We start from the raw sequence: 14,210 nt of genomic DNA, 5'->3' as shown, positions 1-14,210 counted from the left end.
CAAAATGCATAACCCTTGCGCAATCATCCCGGTCTACAACCACGAAACCGCGATCACTACCGTGGTCGACGCAGTGATCGCAAGCAACTTGCCATGCATTTTGGTAGACGATGCCAGCGACCCGTCCTGCGCGGCGGTGCTCGATCAACTGGCCCAACGCGAAATGATTTACCTGATCCGCCTCGCCGCGAATCAAGGCAAGGGCGGCGCGGTCATGACCGGTCTGCGCGAAGCCTCGCGCCTGGGCTTCAGCCACGCCTTGCAGGTCGACGCCGACGGACAGCACGACCTGCAAGACGTCGCAACCTTCATCGAACAGTCGCGCGCCCACCCTCGCGCGGTGATCTGCGGCTATCCGCAATACGATGCCAGCGTGCCGAAAGGTCGTCTGTACGCCCGCTACCTGACGCATGTGATGGTCTGGATCAACACCCTGTCGCTGCAGATTCGCGACTCCATGTGCGGCTTCCGCGTCTATCCGTTGCCAGCCACCCTGGCAGTGATCGAGTCAGCGAAGATCGGCAAGCGCATGGACTTCGACTCGGACATTCTGGTGCGCCTGGCCTGGCGCAATCAGCCGATGCAGTGGCTGCCGACCAAGGTGCATTACCCGCTGGACGGCGTCTCGCATTTCCGTATGTTCCACGACAATGTGCTGATTTCGAGCATGCACACCCGGCTGTTCTTCGGCATGTTGCTGCGGGCGCCGGTGATCCTTTGGCGACGGTGGCGGGCATGAGCATCAACGCAGATAAAGAACACTGGGCCGACCGCCAGGAGCGCGGCAGTTTCTGGCTGATGAAGCTCACCGCGTTCGGCGCCAAGGTACTCGGCCGCCGACTGCTGAGCCCGCTGTTGTACGGTATCGTCCTGTACTTTTTCCTGTTCGGCCGCAGTGCCCGCCACAGCGCCTGGCAATATCAACAACGCCTCGCCGACTGGAGTGGTCGCAGCGAACTGCGCCCCAGCCACTGGCGCGTATTCGGTCAGTTCATGGCCTTCGCCGATTCGATGCTCGACAAGCTCGACGTGTGGAACGGCAAGCTGAGCATCGAGCAGATCGAAATCATCGATCCGGCATTGCTGCGCAATCAGCTGCGCGGCAGCCGCGGGCAACTGCTGGTGGGCGCACACCTGGGCAATCTCGAGGTGTGCCGCGCGCTGGCGGAGATCGGCGAAAAGGTCACGATGAACGTGCTGGTGCACACCAAGCACGCCGAGCAGTTCAACCGTTTGCTGGGCGAAGCCGGGGCGACCAATCTGCGGCTGATCCAGGTCAGCGAACTGGACCCGGTGATCATGCTGCAACTGCACGAGCGCCTGGAGCGCGGCGAGTGGTTGGCGATTGCCGGTGATCGCGTGCCGTTGCACGGCGGGCGCAGCGTGACCGTGGATTTCCTTGGCCATCCGGCAAAGTTTCCGCAAGGGCCGTGGCTGCTGGCCGGGCTGTTGAAATGCCCGGTCAACCTGCTGCTGTGCCTGAAGAAACCCGACGGCGATTACCGGCTGACCCTGGAACCGTTCGCCGACGCGATCACCTGGAAGCGCAGCGACCGCGAACAGGTCATTCATCAGTGGGCGACCCGCTACGCCGAGCGTCTGGGTCACTATTGCCTTGAAGCGCCTCAACAATGGTTCAACTTTTACCCTTTCTGGAAGACCGATGACGACGCCAACGCTTGAGCCGGTAACCTTCGGCGAACTCCCTTTGCGCATCGAAGACGTGCTGGCCCTCGCCAACCGTCAGGTGCCGACGCAGTTGCAGGACGATCCTGCGTACCGCGAGCGCATTGCCAAGGGCGCGCGATTCCTCGATTCCCTGCTGGACAAGGAAGGCGTGATCTATGGCGTGACCACCGGTTACGGCGATTCCTGCGTGGTCGCGGTGCCGTTGCATCACGTCGAGGCGTTGCCCCGTCATCTGTACACGTTCCACGGTTGCGGGCTGGGCAAACTGCTCGACGCCCAAGCCACCCGCGCGGTGCTTGCGGCGCGTTTGCAGTCGCTGTGCCACGGCGTGTCCGGGGTGCGCGTGGAACTGTTGGAACGCCTGCAAGCGTTCCTCGAACACGACATTTTGCCGCTGATCCCGGAAGAAGGTTCGGTGGGCGCCAGCGGTGATCTGACGCCACTTTCGTATGTGGCCGCGACCTTGTCCGGCGAACGCGAAGTCATGTTCCGTGGCGAACGCCGCCAGGCCTCGGACGTACACCGCGAACTCGGCTGGGAGCCGCTGGTTTTGCGCCCCAAAGAAGCCCTCGCGCTGATGAACGGCACCGCCGTGATGACCGGCCTCGCCTGCCTGGCCTACGCCCGCGCCGATTACCTGCTGCAACTGGCGACGCGCATCACCGCGCTGAACGTGGTCGCGCTGCAAGGCAATCCGGAGCACTTCGACGAGCGCCTGTTCGCCGCCAAACCGCATCCGGGGCAGATGCAAGTCGCCGCGTGGCTGCGCAAGGATCTGGCGATCGACGCGCCGACCGCGCCGCTGCATCGCCTGCAAGACCGTTATTCCCTGCGCTGCGCGCCCCACGTGCTCGGCGTCCTGGCCGACAGCCTGAACTGGCTGCGCTCGTTCATCGAGATCGAACTCAACAGCGCCAACGACAACCCGATCATCGACGCCGAAGCCGAGCGCGTGCTGCACGGTGGGCACTTCTACGGCGGCCATATCGCGTTTGCCATGGACAGCCTGAAAAACCTGGTGGCCAACGTTGCCGACTTGCTCGACCGTCAACTCGCGTTGCTGGTGGACGAACGTTACAACCATGGTTTGCCGAGCAATTTGTCCGGCGCCTCGGCGGATCGCGCGATGCTCAACCATGGCTTCAAAGCCGTGCAGATCGGCACCAGCGCCTGGACTGCCGAAGCGCTGAAAAACACCATGCCGGCCAGCGTGTTTTCGCGTTCCACCGAATGCCACAACCAGGACAAGGTGAGCATGGGCACCATCGCCGCCCGCGATGCCATTCGTGTGCTGGAGCTGACCGAACAGGTCGCCGCCGCTACTCTGCTCGCCGCCAATCAAGGTGTGTGGCTACGCAGCAAAGCTGAAGATGCCCGCCCATTGCCACCCGCCCTCGCCGCCATGCACGAAGCGCTGGCCAAGGACTTCCCGCCGGTCATCGAAGACCGCGCGCTGGAAGGCGAATTGCGCCTGTGCCTGAAACGGATTGCCGAGCAACACTGGAGGCTGCATGCGTAGCAAAGGAGTGCTTCACACCGATACGGAAATCCTCGTGCCGTTCTTTGACGTCGACACCATGAACGTCGTCTGGCACGGCCACTACGTCAAATACCTGGAAGTCGCTCGTTGCGCGCTGCTGGACAAGATCGGCCACAACTACACGGCGATGGTCGAGTCGGGTTACGCCTGGCCAGTGATCGACCTGCAATTGCGCTATGTGCGCGGCGCGGTGTTTGGTCAGAAGCTGAACGTGCGGGCGAATCTGGTGGAGTGGGAAAACCGTCTGAAGATCAATTACCTGATCAGCGATCTGCAAACCGGTGAACGTTTGACCCGCGCCAGTTCCGTGCAGGTTGCGGTGGACATGAGCAGCCGCGAAATGCAGATGGCTTCGCCCAAGATCTTCACCGACGCCGTCGAGAGGGCCCTGCCATGATTTTCTCTCCCCCCCGTTCCCCTGTGGGAGCGGGCTTGCCCGCGATGGTAGTTAACGATAACGCTGGGCACCTGACACTCCGTGGCGCTCTCAAGCTTTTCGCGAGCAAGCTCGCTCCTGCAGTATTGTGCGTGTTGCTGGGCATTCCAGGGCTGGCTCACGCCTTCGACCTGCAACAACTCAGCGATCAACTGGCCAGACCCGATGTGATCCACGGCCACTTCATCCAGGAAAAACACCTGCGCGCCCTGCCCCAGCCGTTGACCAGCAAGGGCACCTTCGTCCTCGCGAAAAACCACGGCCTGCTCTGGCTGCTGAAAACCCCGCTGCAACAGGATTACCGCATCACCGACAAAGGCATCGCGCGACGTGACGCCAGCGGTTGGCAGATGCTGCCGGGCAAGAGTGCCGGTGCCGAGCAGAACCGCTTGTTCCTCGCCGTGCTGCAAGGTGACAGCAGCGGGCTGCAACGAGACTTCGAACTGTCGCTGAGTGGTGAGGCGCAGAACTGGAAATTGACGCTGACCCCGCGCTCGCTGCTGCTCAAGCAGGTGTTCAATCAGATCAACATCACCGGCGGCGAATTGGTGAGCACCATCGAGCTGCTGGAAACCCAGGGCGACAGCACTTTGCTGCGCATGCAGGACAGCAACAGCGCCCAACCGTTGAGCGACGCGGAGCAACATGACTTTGCCGAGTGAACGTACGCTTCCACGGCTGTTTCTGATCCTGCTGCTGGCGGTGCTCGCGCTCGCCGGCTGGCAATGGCGCGACGGTGCTCCGCTGTCGGCCAACCTGATGGAATTGGTGCCGGGCACCGCGCCGGACGCACTGGAGCTGCGCGCCGAACAACGCATGCAAGAACCGCTGAACCGCGAAATGCTGGTGCTGGTCGGTCACACCGATCGCCAGCAGGCCGTGACCATGGCGCAGAAATTGGGCGAGCAGTGGCAGGCCAGCGGCCTGTTCGAAAAGGTCCAGTGGACTCTGCAAGCCGACTTGCCCGCGTTGCGCACGCAACTGCTGCAAGGCCGGTTGGCGATGCTCTCGGCGATGGATCGCCAGCAACTGATCGAACACCCCGACGCCTTTATCCAGCAACGGGTGCAGGCGCTGTTCGACCCGTTCACCGGTTTCAGCCTGGTGCCGAGCCAGGATGACTGGCTGGGCCTGACCGGGCGCATCCAGAACAGCCAGCCGCAACACGGTTCAGTGCAACTGGACATCGGCAGCGGCGCACTGGTTGCCGATGCCGATGGCAAGAGCTGGGTGATGCTGCGGGCCCGCACCACCGGCAATGCCTTCGACATGAACCTGCCGCTGCAAGTAGCTGACCTGCTCAAGCACAGCCGCGAAGAAGCGGCTCAGAGCGACGTGCAACTGCTGGCGGCCAGCGGTTTGCTCTACGCAGCAGCCGGTCAACAACAAGCCACCCGGGAAATGACCTGGGTCGGCGGCGGCGCCACCGTCGGCATTCTGTTGCTGTTGCTGCTGGCCTTCCGCCGCTGGCGGGTGCTGCTGGCGTTCGTTCCGGTACTGGTGGGCATGCTGTTCGGCGCGGTGGCGTGTGTGGCGCTGTTCGGCCGCATGCATGTGATGACGCTGGTGCTCGGCTCCAGCCTGATCGGCGTCGCGGTCGATTACCCGCTGCACTATTTGTCCAAGAGCTGGAGCCTGAAACCCTGGCACGCCTGGCCTGCGTTGCGCCTGACGTTGCCGGGGCTGACGCTGAGCCTGATCACCAGTTGCATCGGTTACCTCGCACTGGCCTGGACGCCGTTCCCGGCCCTGACCCAGATCGCCGTGTTCTCCGCTGCCGGGCTGCTCGGCGCGTACCTGTCGGCGGTGTGTCTGTTGCCCGCGCTGCTCAAGGGCTCGGATTTGCGTCCGGCGCAATGGCCATTGCGCGTCGCCGACTATTTGCTGGCACTGCGCGAAAAGCTGTTGAAATTCGTCCGTACACCCGTGCTGCTGACGCTGCTAATTGCCTTCTGCGTGGGCGGTCTGTTGCAGCTCGACAGCAAAAACGATATTCGCCAATGGGTCGGCGCACCGCAGCAATTGACGGACGAAGCCCAGACCATCGCGCGCATCACCGGTTACCAACCCACCAGCCAGTTCTTCCTGGTGCGAGCGTCCAATCAACAAGAATTGCTCGAACGCCAAACCGCGTTGAGCGAGCGGCTGGATCAGTTGATCAATCTGGAAAAACTTCAGGGCTATCTGTCACTGAACCAACTGGTCAGCCAGCCCAACGTGCAACTGCAAGTGCGCGAAGCGCTGAACAAGTTGCCGCAATTCTGGCAACCGTTGCTCGATGTCGGCGTGCCGCTTGAAGCACTGAAAACCGAGTTGGCGAAGTTGCAGGCGTTGCCAGTCGAAGACATCGACAGCGCACTGACCGGTCCGTTGGCTGAACCGTATCGCGCCTTGTGGCTGGGCCCGACCGAAGACGGCGTAGCGGCGATGGTCAGCCTGCAAGGCCTGAACAACCCGGCGCTGCTGCGGGTGCAGGCGCTGGATCTGCCGGGGGTGGAACTGGTGGATCGTCTGGGCGAATTGAACAACGTTTTCGCCAAAACCCAGATCAGCGCCGCCGAACTGAAACTCGCCTCGTGCGTGTTGATCGTGCTGGTGCTAATTCTGCCGTTCGGCCTCGGCGGCGCGCTGCGCATCGTCGCCCTGCCGCTGTTGGCAGCATTGTGCAGCCTCGCCAGTCTCGGCTGGCTGGGTCAGCCGCTGACGTTGTTCAGCCTGTTCGGCCTGCTGCTGGTGACGGCGATCAGCGTCGACTACGCGATCCTCATGCGCGAACAGGTCGGCGGCGCCGCCGTCAGCCTGCTGGGCACCTTGCTGGCGGCGTTGACCACGTGGCTGTCGTTCGGATTGCTGGCTGTGTCCAGCACCCCCGCGGTGAGCAATTTCGGGTTGTCGGTGAGCCTCGGCCTGGCGTTCAGCTTCATCCTTGCGCCGTGGGCCGGACGGCAGATACATGCGACCACCGTCGCGGAGTCGGCAGCGTGATGGTCGTGCTGTTCTGGGCAATGGCCCTGGCGCTGTTCGCCGTGGCCACCCGTGTCGGGCGTCACTTCGGTTTGATCCCGATCGTCAGCCAGTTGTTGCTGGCCACCGTCGGTTTGCCGCTGCTGATGTACTTCTGGATCGAACCTCAGTGGCACTTGAGCGGCGCGACGCTGGTCGCACCGATCTGGCTGAAAAACCTCTACAGCCTGAGTTTCGCGCTGTTGCTGGGCTACATCCTCAGCGACGTGATTGATCTGCGCCTTGATCGCCAGAGCCTGAAAATCGCCCTGCCGAGCTTCTGCTTTCCGTTTGCCTGCGGCCTGGCCACGGCGATCTGGTGGCTGCCGCCACAGCCGTGGATCAGTTCTTTGGCGGTCGGCCTGCTGTTCGCCATTACCGCGATTCCGGTGTTGTACCTGTACCTTCGGCATATCGATTACCCGGTCGCCGCCACCCGGCGACTGGTACAAACCGCGATCCTCATCGACCTCACGTGCTGGACCGTGTTCGCCATTGCCCAGGGCAGTCTGCACTTGAGCAGTCTGCTGCTGCCACTGGCCGGCGCGTGCCTGCCCGTGCTGCTGCGAGTTCTCGGCTTGCGCCAACCACGACTGTACAGCGGGTGTTTCTTTGCGCTGCTGGTGGTGGCCGAGCACTACAAACTCAATGCGCTGATTTTCGGCATCGGTTACTTGTTGTGCATGGCCGCGCTGAAAGTGCCGCTGGTGCTGCCCATGCCGGCGGTGTGGATGAATCGCCTGCAGACCTACATCGCGATCCCGCTGATCCTGACGTTCGGCATCGTGCAGATCAACGTCCACAGCGCCATGGACAGCCTGAGCTGGGCACAACTGGCCGCACTGCTGCTGTTGCCGATTGCCAGCAAACTGCTGGGCAACTGGCTGGGACTTGGCTGGGCCGGCGCTTCGTTTGCCGGCGCCAGCCGCTGGCGCGAAAGTGTCCTGCTGAATATTCGCGGCTTGAGCGAGATTGTCTTTCTCAACCTGCTGCTGCAACAACACCTCATCAGCCCGCCGCTGTACTTTGCGCTGATGCTGATGGGCCTGATCGCAACACTGCTGCCAGCATTGGCCGGCATGCACCGAATCCCTTTGAAAGCTGCCGTCCCGGCAAGGAGCCCCCATGCCAATCGTTGAAATGGAACGTCGTCAGGTAGTGATCATCGGCGCCGGCCCATCGGGCGCCATCGCCGCCGCGCTACTCAAGCGCAAGGGGCATGACGTGCTGGTGATCGAACGCCAGCATTTCCCACGGTTTTCCATCGGCGAAAGCCTGCTGTCGCACTGCCTGGATTTCGTCGAAGAAGCCGGCATGCTCGATGCCGTCAACGCCGCCGGCTTCCAGTTGAAAAACGGTGCAGCATTTGCCTGGGGCGAGCGCTATAGCGCTTTCGATTTCGGCGACACGTTCAGCCACGGCAAGCCGACCACCTTCCAGGTCCAGCGTGCCGACTTCGACAAACTGCTGGCCGATCAGGCCGCGCTGCAGGGCGTCGAAATCCGTTACGGCGAAGCCATCGTCAGCGTCGATGTCGATCGGGCGAAACCGCAGCTTGGCGTGCGTCGTGAAGACGGCAGCGAGTACGCTATCGAAGCTGACTTCATGCTCGACGCCAGCGGTTACGGTCGCGTCCTGCCGCGCTTGCTCGACCTTGAAGCACCGTCGAATTTTCCAGTGCGACAAGCCGTGTTCACGCACATCGAAGACCATATCGACAGCCCGACCTTCGAACGGGAAAAGATCCTCATCACCACCCACCCGACGCAGCGTGATATCTGGTTCTGGACCATTCCGTTCAGTAACGGCCGTTGCTCGGTGGGTGTTGTCGCGGCAGCCGAACACTATGAAGGCCGCATGGACAATCTGGACGAGTGCCTGCGCGGGTTCATCGCTGAAACCCCGAGCCTCTCCGGCGTGCTAAGCAACGCCGTGTGGGATACGCCGGCGCGCACCATCGGCGGGTATTCGGCCAACGTCAAAACCCTGCACGGTCCTGGCTTTGCACTGCTCGGTAACGCGGCGGAATTCCTCGACCCGGTGTTCTCCTCCGGCGTGACCATCGCCATGCGCTCGGCGAGCATGGCCGCCGCGGTTCTGCATCGTCAGTTGCAAGGGGAAAGCGTTGACTGGCAGACCGAGTTCGCCGAACCGCTCAAGCGCGGCGTCGACACCTTCCGTTGCTATGTCGAAGGCTGGTACGCCGGGACGTTCCAGGATGTGATTTATCACGAGGGCGGCTCGGCGGATATTCACCGCATGATTAGCTCGATCCTGGCCGGTTATGCGTGGGACGAGCGTAATCCGTTCGTCAGCGAAGCCAAGCGCCGGTTGCGCATGCTGTCGGAAATTTGCGCGAGTGATGCCTCTTGAGCTACTTGAGCGACAACTACGTCGAGGAAACCCGCTTCGGGTTCTGGTTCCTGCGCAGCCACACCTGGCAGCACCATGTGCTGCGTGTCGCGATCAATGACCTGCGCAGCCTGTTCAGCGAACCTTTGCCAGCCACTCCGGTGTTGCTGGATGCCGGCTGCGGTCAGGGCAAGTCGTTCCAGTACCTGCGCCAGACCTTTGCCCCACAGCGCCTGATCGGTGTGGACGCCGACCCGCACAGCCTCGACTTGAGCGGCGAAGAAGCCACCCGTCAGGGCATGGACGTGGAGTTGATCGGCAGCGACTGCGCCACGCTGGCCGTGCCGGATGCCAGCGTCGATCTGCTGCTCTGTCACCAGACCTTCCATCATCTGGTGGAACAGGACAAAGCGCTCGCCGAGTTCTACCGCGTGCTCAAGCCCGGCGGTTATCTGCTGTTCGCCGAATCCACCGAGGCTTACATTGATACCTGGGTGATTCGCTGGTTGTTCCGCCATCCAATGCACGTGCAAAAAAGCGCCGCGCAATACCTCGACATGCTTCGTCGCCAGGGCTTCGAATTCGGCCCGCACAACGTGTCTTATCCGTATTTGTGGTGGAGCCGCGCCAAGGATTTCGGCCTGCTTGAACGCTGGGGTCTGCGCCGGCCAAAACCCTTCGGCCAACGGGAAGAAACCCTGGTCAACGTGGTGGCGCGCAAACCGCTTGAAGGTGCTGTGTGATGTTCATTGTCAGTCGCTCAAAAGACATACCCTGTGGGAGCGGGCTTGCCCGCGATAGCGGTGGGTCAGTCAACATAGATGTTGAATGTTCTATCGCTATCGCGGGCAAGCCCGCTCCCACAGGGGTAGTGAAAACTCTGAAGTTTCTGCTACTCGGCGCGGTCCTGCTGCTGACCGCCTGCACCAGCCACGCGCCGCTGCCCGAGCAAACCCCGAACCTGCCGTTGCCGCAGCAATTGCACATTCAGCGTCTGCTGGACGGCCAGCGTCAGGACTGGGTGCTGGTGATTGCCCGTGAAGGCCCGGGCATTCGCTGGTCGATGATGGACTTGCTGGGCATTCCACAGGCCCGTCAGAAACTGATCGACGGTCAATGGCAAGCGGACGGCCTGTTGCCGCCCAATCCGGAAGCCCGAGAACTCTTCGCCGCGCTGCTGTTTGCGCTGACGCCCAAGGATGAATTGCACGGCAACTATCCTGACGCCTGGCAGCATGGCGCACAGCGATCCTTGCCGGAACACTGGGAAGTCCGTTATTCACAACCGCTGAGCTTTGAATTGAAACTGCCTAAAGGTCCGATGTATCAAGTCACGCCCCTGAGCGGTGAGACGCCATGACGGCTTACCTCAACGCCCTCGGAGTGATCTGCGCCCTGGGCCGCGACAAGCGCGAAGTCGCGCGCAACCTGTTTGCCGGCGATTGCTCCGGCATGCGCAGCGAGTCTGGCTGGGTGCCGGAACGTTCGTTGCCGGTGGCCGCGGTGCGTGGTGCACTGGCGCCGATCCCGAGGGAACTTGCGAAGCAGAGCAGCCGCAACAATCAGTTGTTGCTGGAAGCTGCGCTGCAAATCCGCGACGACATCGATCAAGCGATCCAGACCTACGGCCGCGACCGCATCGGCGTGATCCTCGGCACCAGCACGTCCGGCATCGATGAAGCCAGTCGCGGCCTGGCCCATTACATCCGCGAACATCAGTTCCCGGACGCTTACGACTATCAGCAACAGGAACTGGGGGCGCCGGCGAATTTCCTTGCCGACTGGCTGCAACTCAGCGGCCCGGCGTATGTGATTTCCACCGCCTGCACCTCCAGCGCCCGAGCGTTGATGAGTGCCCAGCGCCTGCTGGATCTGGGCCTGTGCGACGCGGTGTTGTGCGGCGGTGTCGATAGTTTGTGCAAACTGACTCTAAACGGGTTCTCGGCGCTGGAAGCGGTGTCCGAAGAGCGTTGCAACCCGTTTTCGGTGAACCGCAACGGCATCAACATCGGCGAAGCGGCGGTGCTGTTTCTGATGACAAAAAGTGCGGACAACAAGCCGTCGATTGCCCTGCTCGGCAGCGGCGCCAGTTCCGATGCGCACCACATTTCGGCGCCGGAACCGACCGGCCGTGGCGCCCTGCAAGCGATGCGCAAAGCCTTGAGCCGAGCGCATCTGCAGCCCGGGCAGATTGCTTATCTGAACCTGCACGGCACCGCCACCCAACACAATGACGCCATGGAAAGCCTGGCCGTGAAGACGTTGTTCCCGGCCGGTGTGCCGTGTTCCTCGACCAAACCGATGACCGGCCATACCCTCGGCGCGGCCGGTGCGCTGGAGGCCGCGTTCTGCTGGCTGAGCCTGAGCGCGGACAATCAACACTTTGCGCTGCCACCGCATGTCTGGGACGGCCAGCCTGACCCCGAACTGCCAGCCCTGGACTGGGTGACCCCAGCCGATCGCCTGACGTCCATTGCACCTCGCTACTTGATGAGCAATTCCTTTGCCTTCGGTGGCAATAACGTCAGCCTGATTATCGGAGACGCCCCATGATTGACTGGCCGCTCGCCGAACTGCTGCCGCACGCTGGCGACATGATCCTCATCGATCAGATCCTCGCGTTCGATGACGAGCAGATCCACACCCGCCTCACCGTCAAACCCGATGGCCTGTTCAACCGGCCCGACGGCAGCCTGCCGGCCTGGGTCGGCATCGAACTGATGGCCCAGAGCGTGGCGGCCTACGCCGGTTGCCATGCGCGCCAGCGAGGCGATGCGGTGGAGCTGGGCTTCCTGCTCGGCACCCGCAAATTCGAATGCAATGTCGATCACTTTCCCGCCGGCACCGAGCTGACCATCCACGGCGTGCGTTCGCTGGAAGACGACAACGGCATGGGCGTGTTCGAATGCCACATCAACGCCCCCGGCATTCACGCAACCGCCCGTCTGAACGTGTTTCGTCCACCGCAAGCCGCCCAATACCTTAATGAAACCCCAGGAGTCCGGTCATGACTGAATCCGTACTGGTCACCGGCTCCAGCCGTGGCATCGGCCGCGCCATCGCCTTGCGTCTGGCCCAGGCCGGGCATGACATCGTGCTGCATTGCCGCAGCGGGCTTGCGGACGCCGAGGCCGTGAAAATCGAAGTCGAAGCCTTGGGCCGCAACGCCCGCGTCCTGCAATTCGACGTGTCCGACCGCGCCAGCTGCAAAGCCATTCTCGAAGCCGACGTGGAAAGCCACGGCGCCTATTACGGCGTGGTGCTCAACGCTGGCCTGACACGCGACGGTGCTTTTCCAGCGCTGAGCGAGGATGATTGGGATGTGGTGATGCGCACCAACCTCGACGGTTTCTACAACGTGCTGCACCCGGTGATGATGCCGATGATCCGTCGTCGCGCCGCCGGGCGAATTGTTTGCATCACCTCGGTTTCCGGTTTGATCGGCAATCGCGGGCAGGTCAATTACAGTGCCTCCAAGGCCGGTTTGATCGGCGCGGCAAAAGCGTTGGCGATTGAACTGGGCAAGCGCAAAATCACCGTCAATTGCGTCGCACCCGGCCTGATCGACACCGCCATGCTCGACGAAAACGTGCCCGTGGAAGAACTGATGAAAATGATCCCCGCACAACGCATGGGCACCCCGGAAGAGGTGGCCGGCGCGGTGAATTTCCTGATGTCGGCGGAAGCGTCGTACATCACCCGGCAGGTTCTGGCCGTCAACGGAGGCCTGTGCTGATGAAGCGCGTCGTCGTCACCGGCATGGCCGGCATCACCTCACTGGGCAGCGATTGGGCAACCATCGCCGCCAACTTCGCAGCCAACCGCAGCGGCATCCGCCGGATGGACGAGTGGGATCGCTTTACCGAACTCAACACGCGCCTGGCCGGGCCTATCGACGACTTCAAAGTGCCGAGCCACTGGACCCGCAAGCAACTGCGCAGCATGGGCCGGGTTTCGCGCCTGGCAGTCGGTGCGTCGGAACAGGCGCTGGCCGACGCCGGACTGTTGGGTAACCCGATCATCAAGGACGGACGCATGGGTGTGGCGTGCGGCTCCTCAACGGGCAGCACCGACGAGATCAAGGCGTTTGGCAACATGCTCCTCAACTCCGTGGCCGAAGGCCTGAACGCCAACTCTTACGTGCGCATGATGCCGCACACCACGGCGGCGAACATCAGCATCTTCTTCGGCCTCACCGGTCGATTGATCCCGACCTCCAGCGCCTGCACCAGCGGCAGCCAGGGCATCGGTTATGCGTACGAATCGATCAAGTTCGGCCGCTTGCCGCTGATGCTTGCCGGCGGCGCCGAAGAACTGTGCCCCACCGAAGCCATGGTCTTCGACGCGCTGTACGCCACCAGCCTGAAAAACGATGCGCCGCAGACCTCCCCACGCCCTTACGACAGCGGTCGCGATGGCCTGGTGATCGGTGAAGGCGGCGGCATGCTGGTGCTTGAAGAGCTCGAACATGCGTTGGCGCGCGGCGCGCACATCCATGCCGAACTGGTCGGTTTCGGCAGCAACGCCGACGGCCAGCACACCACGCGTCCAGAGCAGTCCACCATGCGCCGCGCCATGGAACTGGCCCTGGAAGACGCCGGTTTGCAGCCATCGGACATCGGCTACGTCAATGGTCACGGCACCGCGACCGAACAGGGCGACATTGCCGAAACACTCGCCACCAGCAGCCTGTTCGGCGAACACATGCCGATCAGTTCGCAGAAGAGTTTCCTCGGCCACACCCTCGGCGCCTGCGGTGCGTTGGAATCCTGGTTCAGCATCGAAATGATGAACCGCGATTTGTACGTGCACACCTTCAACCTTGATGAAGTTGATCCGAATTGCGGCAAGCTCGATTACCTGCGTGGCGAGTTTCGGCAGATGAGTCATCAGTATGTGATGAACAATAATTTTGCGTTTGGCGGGGTTAATACGTCGTTGATTTTTCGGCGGTGGGCCTAAGCAAAATCAAACGATCGCCGCCTGCAGCGATCGTTTGATTCACCACAGCAAGAAACATGGATTTCCTACGATGAACGAGGCACTTGAGGATATTTCCTACCCGCTTCATCGTAATTTCCTCGCACTTTGCGCATCTCGCCTGCCAGTGACGTCTGATTTTGAGTCCGCGTGATCTGGGCAGGATTTATGGCTGTTAGGGTTCAGGCATTTCCTGACAAGCGACCCTCC

Annotated in this window: 14 protein-coding genes; all 14 read left to right on the top strand. The window is 62.1% G+C overall.

Going from position 1 to position 14,210, the window contains the following annotated elements:
- Positions 1-4 precede the first annotated feature (4 nt).
- From Q7W83_RS02120 to Q7W83_RS02055, 14 genes are read left to right on the top strand one after another with little or no spacing between them, the layout of a single operon-like run.
- Positions 5-739: a glycosyltransferase family 2 protein gene (locus tag Q7W83_RS02120; RefSeq protein ID WP_473655616.1), complete on the top strand. Its 735-nt coding sequence runs from the start codon at positions 5-7 to the stop codon at positions 737-739.
- Positions 736-1,683: an LpxL/LpxP family acyltransferase gene (locus tag Q7W83_RS02115; protein WP_150632686.1), complete on the top strand. Its 948-nt coding sequence runs from the start codon at positions 736-738 to the stop codon at positions 1,681-1,683. The genes Q7W83_RS02120 and Q7W83_RS02115 overlap by 4 nt, the downstream gene beginning before the upstream one ends.
- A complete protein-coding gene (locus Q7W83_RS02110) occupies positions 1,664-3,208 on the top strand; it encodes an HAL/PAL/TAL family ammonia-lyase (RefSeq protein WP_150640028.1) in 1,545 nt (514 codons plus the stop codon). Before Q7W83_RS02115 ends, Q7W83_RS02110 begins: the two co-directional genes overlap by 20 nt.
- On the top strand, positions 3,201-3,626 hold the full coding sequence (locus tag Q7W83_RS02105; protein ID WP_150632687.1) for an acyl-CoA thioesterase: 426 nt from the start codon (positions 3,201-3,203) through the stop codon (positions 3,624-3,626). Before Q7W83_RS02110 ends, Q7W83_RS02105 begins: the two co-directional genes overlap by 8 nt.
- Positions 3,623-4,327: an outer membrane lipoprotein carrier protein LolA gene (locus Q7W83_RS02100; protein ID WP_150632688.1), complete on the top strand. Its 705-nt coding sequence runs from the start codon at positions 3,623-3,625 to the stop codon at positions 4,325-4,327. The genes Q7W83_RS02105 and Q7W83_RS02100 overlap by 4 nt, the downstream gene beginning before the upstream one ends.
- Positions 4,311-6,650: an MMPL family transporter gene (locus Q7W83_RS02095; protein WP_473655615.1), complete on the top strand. Its 2,340-nt coding sequence runs from the start codon at positions 4,311-4,313 to the stop codon at positions 6,648-6,650. The genes Q7W83_RS02100 and Q7W83_RS02095 overlap by 17 nt, the downstream gene beginning before the upstream one ends.
- Positions 6,650-7,807, top strand: a complete 1,158-nt coding sequence (locus tag Q7W83_RS02090) for a cation:proton antiporter (RefSeq protein WP_150639725.1) — start codon at positions 6,650-6,652, stop codon at positions 7,805-7,807. The genes Q7W83_RS02095 and Q7W83_RS02090 overlap by 1 nt, the downstream gene beginning before the upstream one ends.
- Positions 7,794-9,041 (top strand): NAD(P)/FAD-dependent oxidoreductase, encoded by a 1,248-nt coding sequence (locus Q7W83_RS02085; RefSeq protein WP_150654264.1) that lies wholly within the window; start codon positions 7,794-7,796, stop codon positions 9,039-9,041. Before Q7W83_RS02090 ends, Q7W83_RS02085 begins: the two co-directional genes overlap by 14 nt.
- Complete coding sequence (locus tag Q7W83_RS02080; protein WP_473655614.1) at positions 9,038-9,763, top strand: class I SAM-dependent methyltransferase; 726 nt, start codon at positions 9,038-9,040, stop codon at positions 9,761-9,763. Before Q7W83_RS02085 ends, Q7W83_RS02080 begins: the two co-directional genes overlap by 4 nt.
- Complete coding sequence (locus tag Q7W83_RS02075; RefSeq protein WP_473655613.1) at positions 9,763-10,380, top strand: hypothetical protein; 618 nt, start codon at positions 9,763-9,765, stop codon at positions 10,378-10,380. The genes Q7W83_RS02080 and Q7W83_RS02075 overlap by 1 nt, the downstream gene beginning before the upstream one ends.
- Positions 10,377-11,573 carry a beta-ketoacyl-[acyl-carrier-protein] synthase family protein gene (locus tag Q7W83_RS02070; RefSeq protein ID WP_150639696.1) on the top strand — a complete coding sequence of 399 codons (1,197 nt, stop codon included), beginning with the start codon at positions 10,377-10,379 and terminating at the stop codon, positions 11,571-11,573. Before Q7W83_RS02075 ends, Q7W83_RS02070 begins: the two co-directional genes overlap by 4 nt.
- The gene (locus tag Q7W83_RS02065; protein ID WP_150632694.1) at positions 11,570-12,031 is read left to right on the top strand and encodes a hotdog family protein; all 462 of its coding nucleotides are present in this window, start codon (positions 11,570-11,572) and stop codon (positions 12,029-12,031) included. Before Q7W83_RS02070 ends, Q7W83_RS02065 begins: the two co-directional genes overlap by 4 nt.
- The gene (gene fabG, locus Q7W83_RS02060; protein ID WP_150632695.1) at positions 12,028-12,756 is read left to right on the top strand and encodes a 3-oxoacyl-ACP reductase FabG; all 729 of its coding nucleotides are present in this window, start codon (positions 12,028-12,030) and stop codon (positions 12,754-12,756) included. The genes Q7W83_RS02065 and fabG overlap by 4 nt, the downstream gene beginning before the upstream one ends.
- Entirely contained in the window at positions 12,756-13,982 is a 1,227-nt protein-coding gene (locus Q7W83_RS02055; protein WP_150639697.1) for a beta-ketoacyl-ACP synthase, read from the top strand. The genes fabG and Q7W83_RS02055 overlap by 1 nt, the downstream gene beginning before the upstream one ends.
- Positions 13,983-14,210 lie beyond the last annotated feature (228 nt).

The organism is Pseudomonas sp. 300, assembly GCF_055803035.1.
This window is presented reverse-complemented; position numbering and strand designations above follow the sequence as displayed.

Bases quoted from the DNA above. Each gene is read 5' to 3' on its own strand.
- Q7W83_RS02120 (WP_473655616.1), top strand. From the start codon at position 5: ATGCATAACCCTTGCGCAATCATCCCGGTCTACAACCACGAAACCGCG.
- Q7W83_RS02115 (WP_150632686.1), top strand. From the start codon at position 736: ATGAGCATCAACGCAGATAAAGAACACTGGGCCGACCGCCAGGAGCGC.
- Q7W83_RS02110 (WP_150640028.1), top strand. From the start codon at position 1,664: ATGACGACGCCAACGCTTGAGCCGGTAACCTTCGGCGAACTCCCTTTG.
- Q7W83_RS02105 (WP_150632687.1), top strand. From the start codon at position 3,201: ATGCGTAGCAAAGGAGTGCTTCACACCGATACGGAAATCCTCGTGCCG.
- Q7W83_RS02100 (WP_150632688.1), top strand. From the start codon at position 3,623: ATGATTTTCTCTCCCCCCCGTTCCCCTGTGGGAGCGGGCTTGCCCGCG.
- Q7W83_RS02095 (WP_473655615.1), top strand. From the start codon at position 4,311: ATGACTTTGCCGAGTGAACGTACGCTTCCACGGCTGTTTCTGATCCTG.
- Q7W83_RS02090 (WP_150639725.1), top strand. From the start codon at position 6,650: ATGGTCGTGCTGTTCTGGGCAATGGCCCTGGCGCTGTTCGCCGTGGCC.
- Q7W83_RS02085 (WP_150654264.1), top strand. From the start codon at position 7,794: ATGCCAATCGTTGAAATGGAACGTCGTCAGGTAGTGATCATCGGCGCC.
- Q7W83_RS02075 (WP_473655613.1), top strand. From the start codon at position 9,763: ATGTTCATTGTCAGTCGCTCAAAAGACATACCCTGTGGGAGCGGGCTT.
- Q7W83_RS02070 (WP_150639696.1), top strand. From the start codon at position 10,377: ATGACGGCTTACCTCAACGCCCTCGGAGTGATCTGCGCCCTGGGCCGC.
- Q7W83_RS02065 (WP_150632694.1), top strand. From the start codon at position 11,570: ATGATTGACTGGCCGCTCGCCGAACTGCTGCCGCACGCTGGCGACATG.
- fabG (WP_150632695.1), top strand. From the start codon at position 12,028: ATGACTGAATCCGTACTGGTCACCGGCTCCAGCCGTGGCATCGGCCGC.
- Q7W83_RS02055 (WP_150639697.1), top strand. From the start codon at position 12,756: ATGAAGCGCGTCGTCGTCACCGGCATGGCCGGCATCACCTCACTGGGC.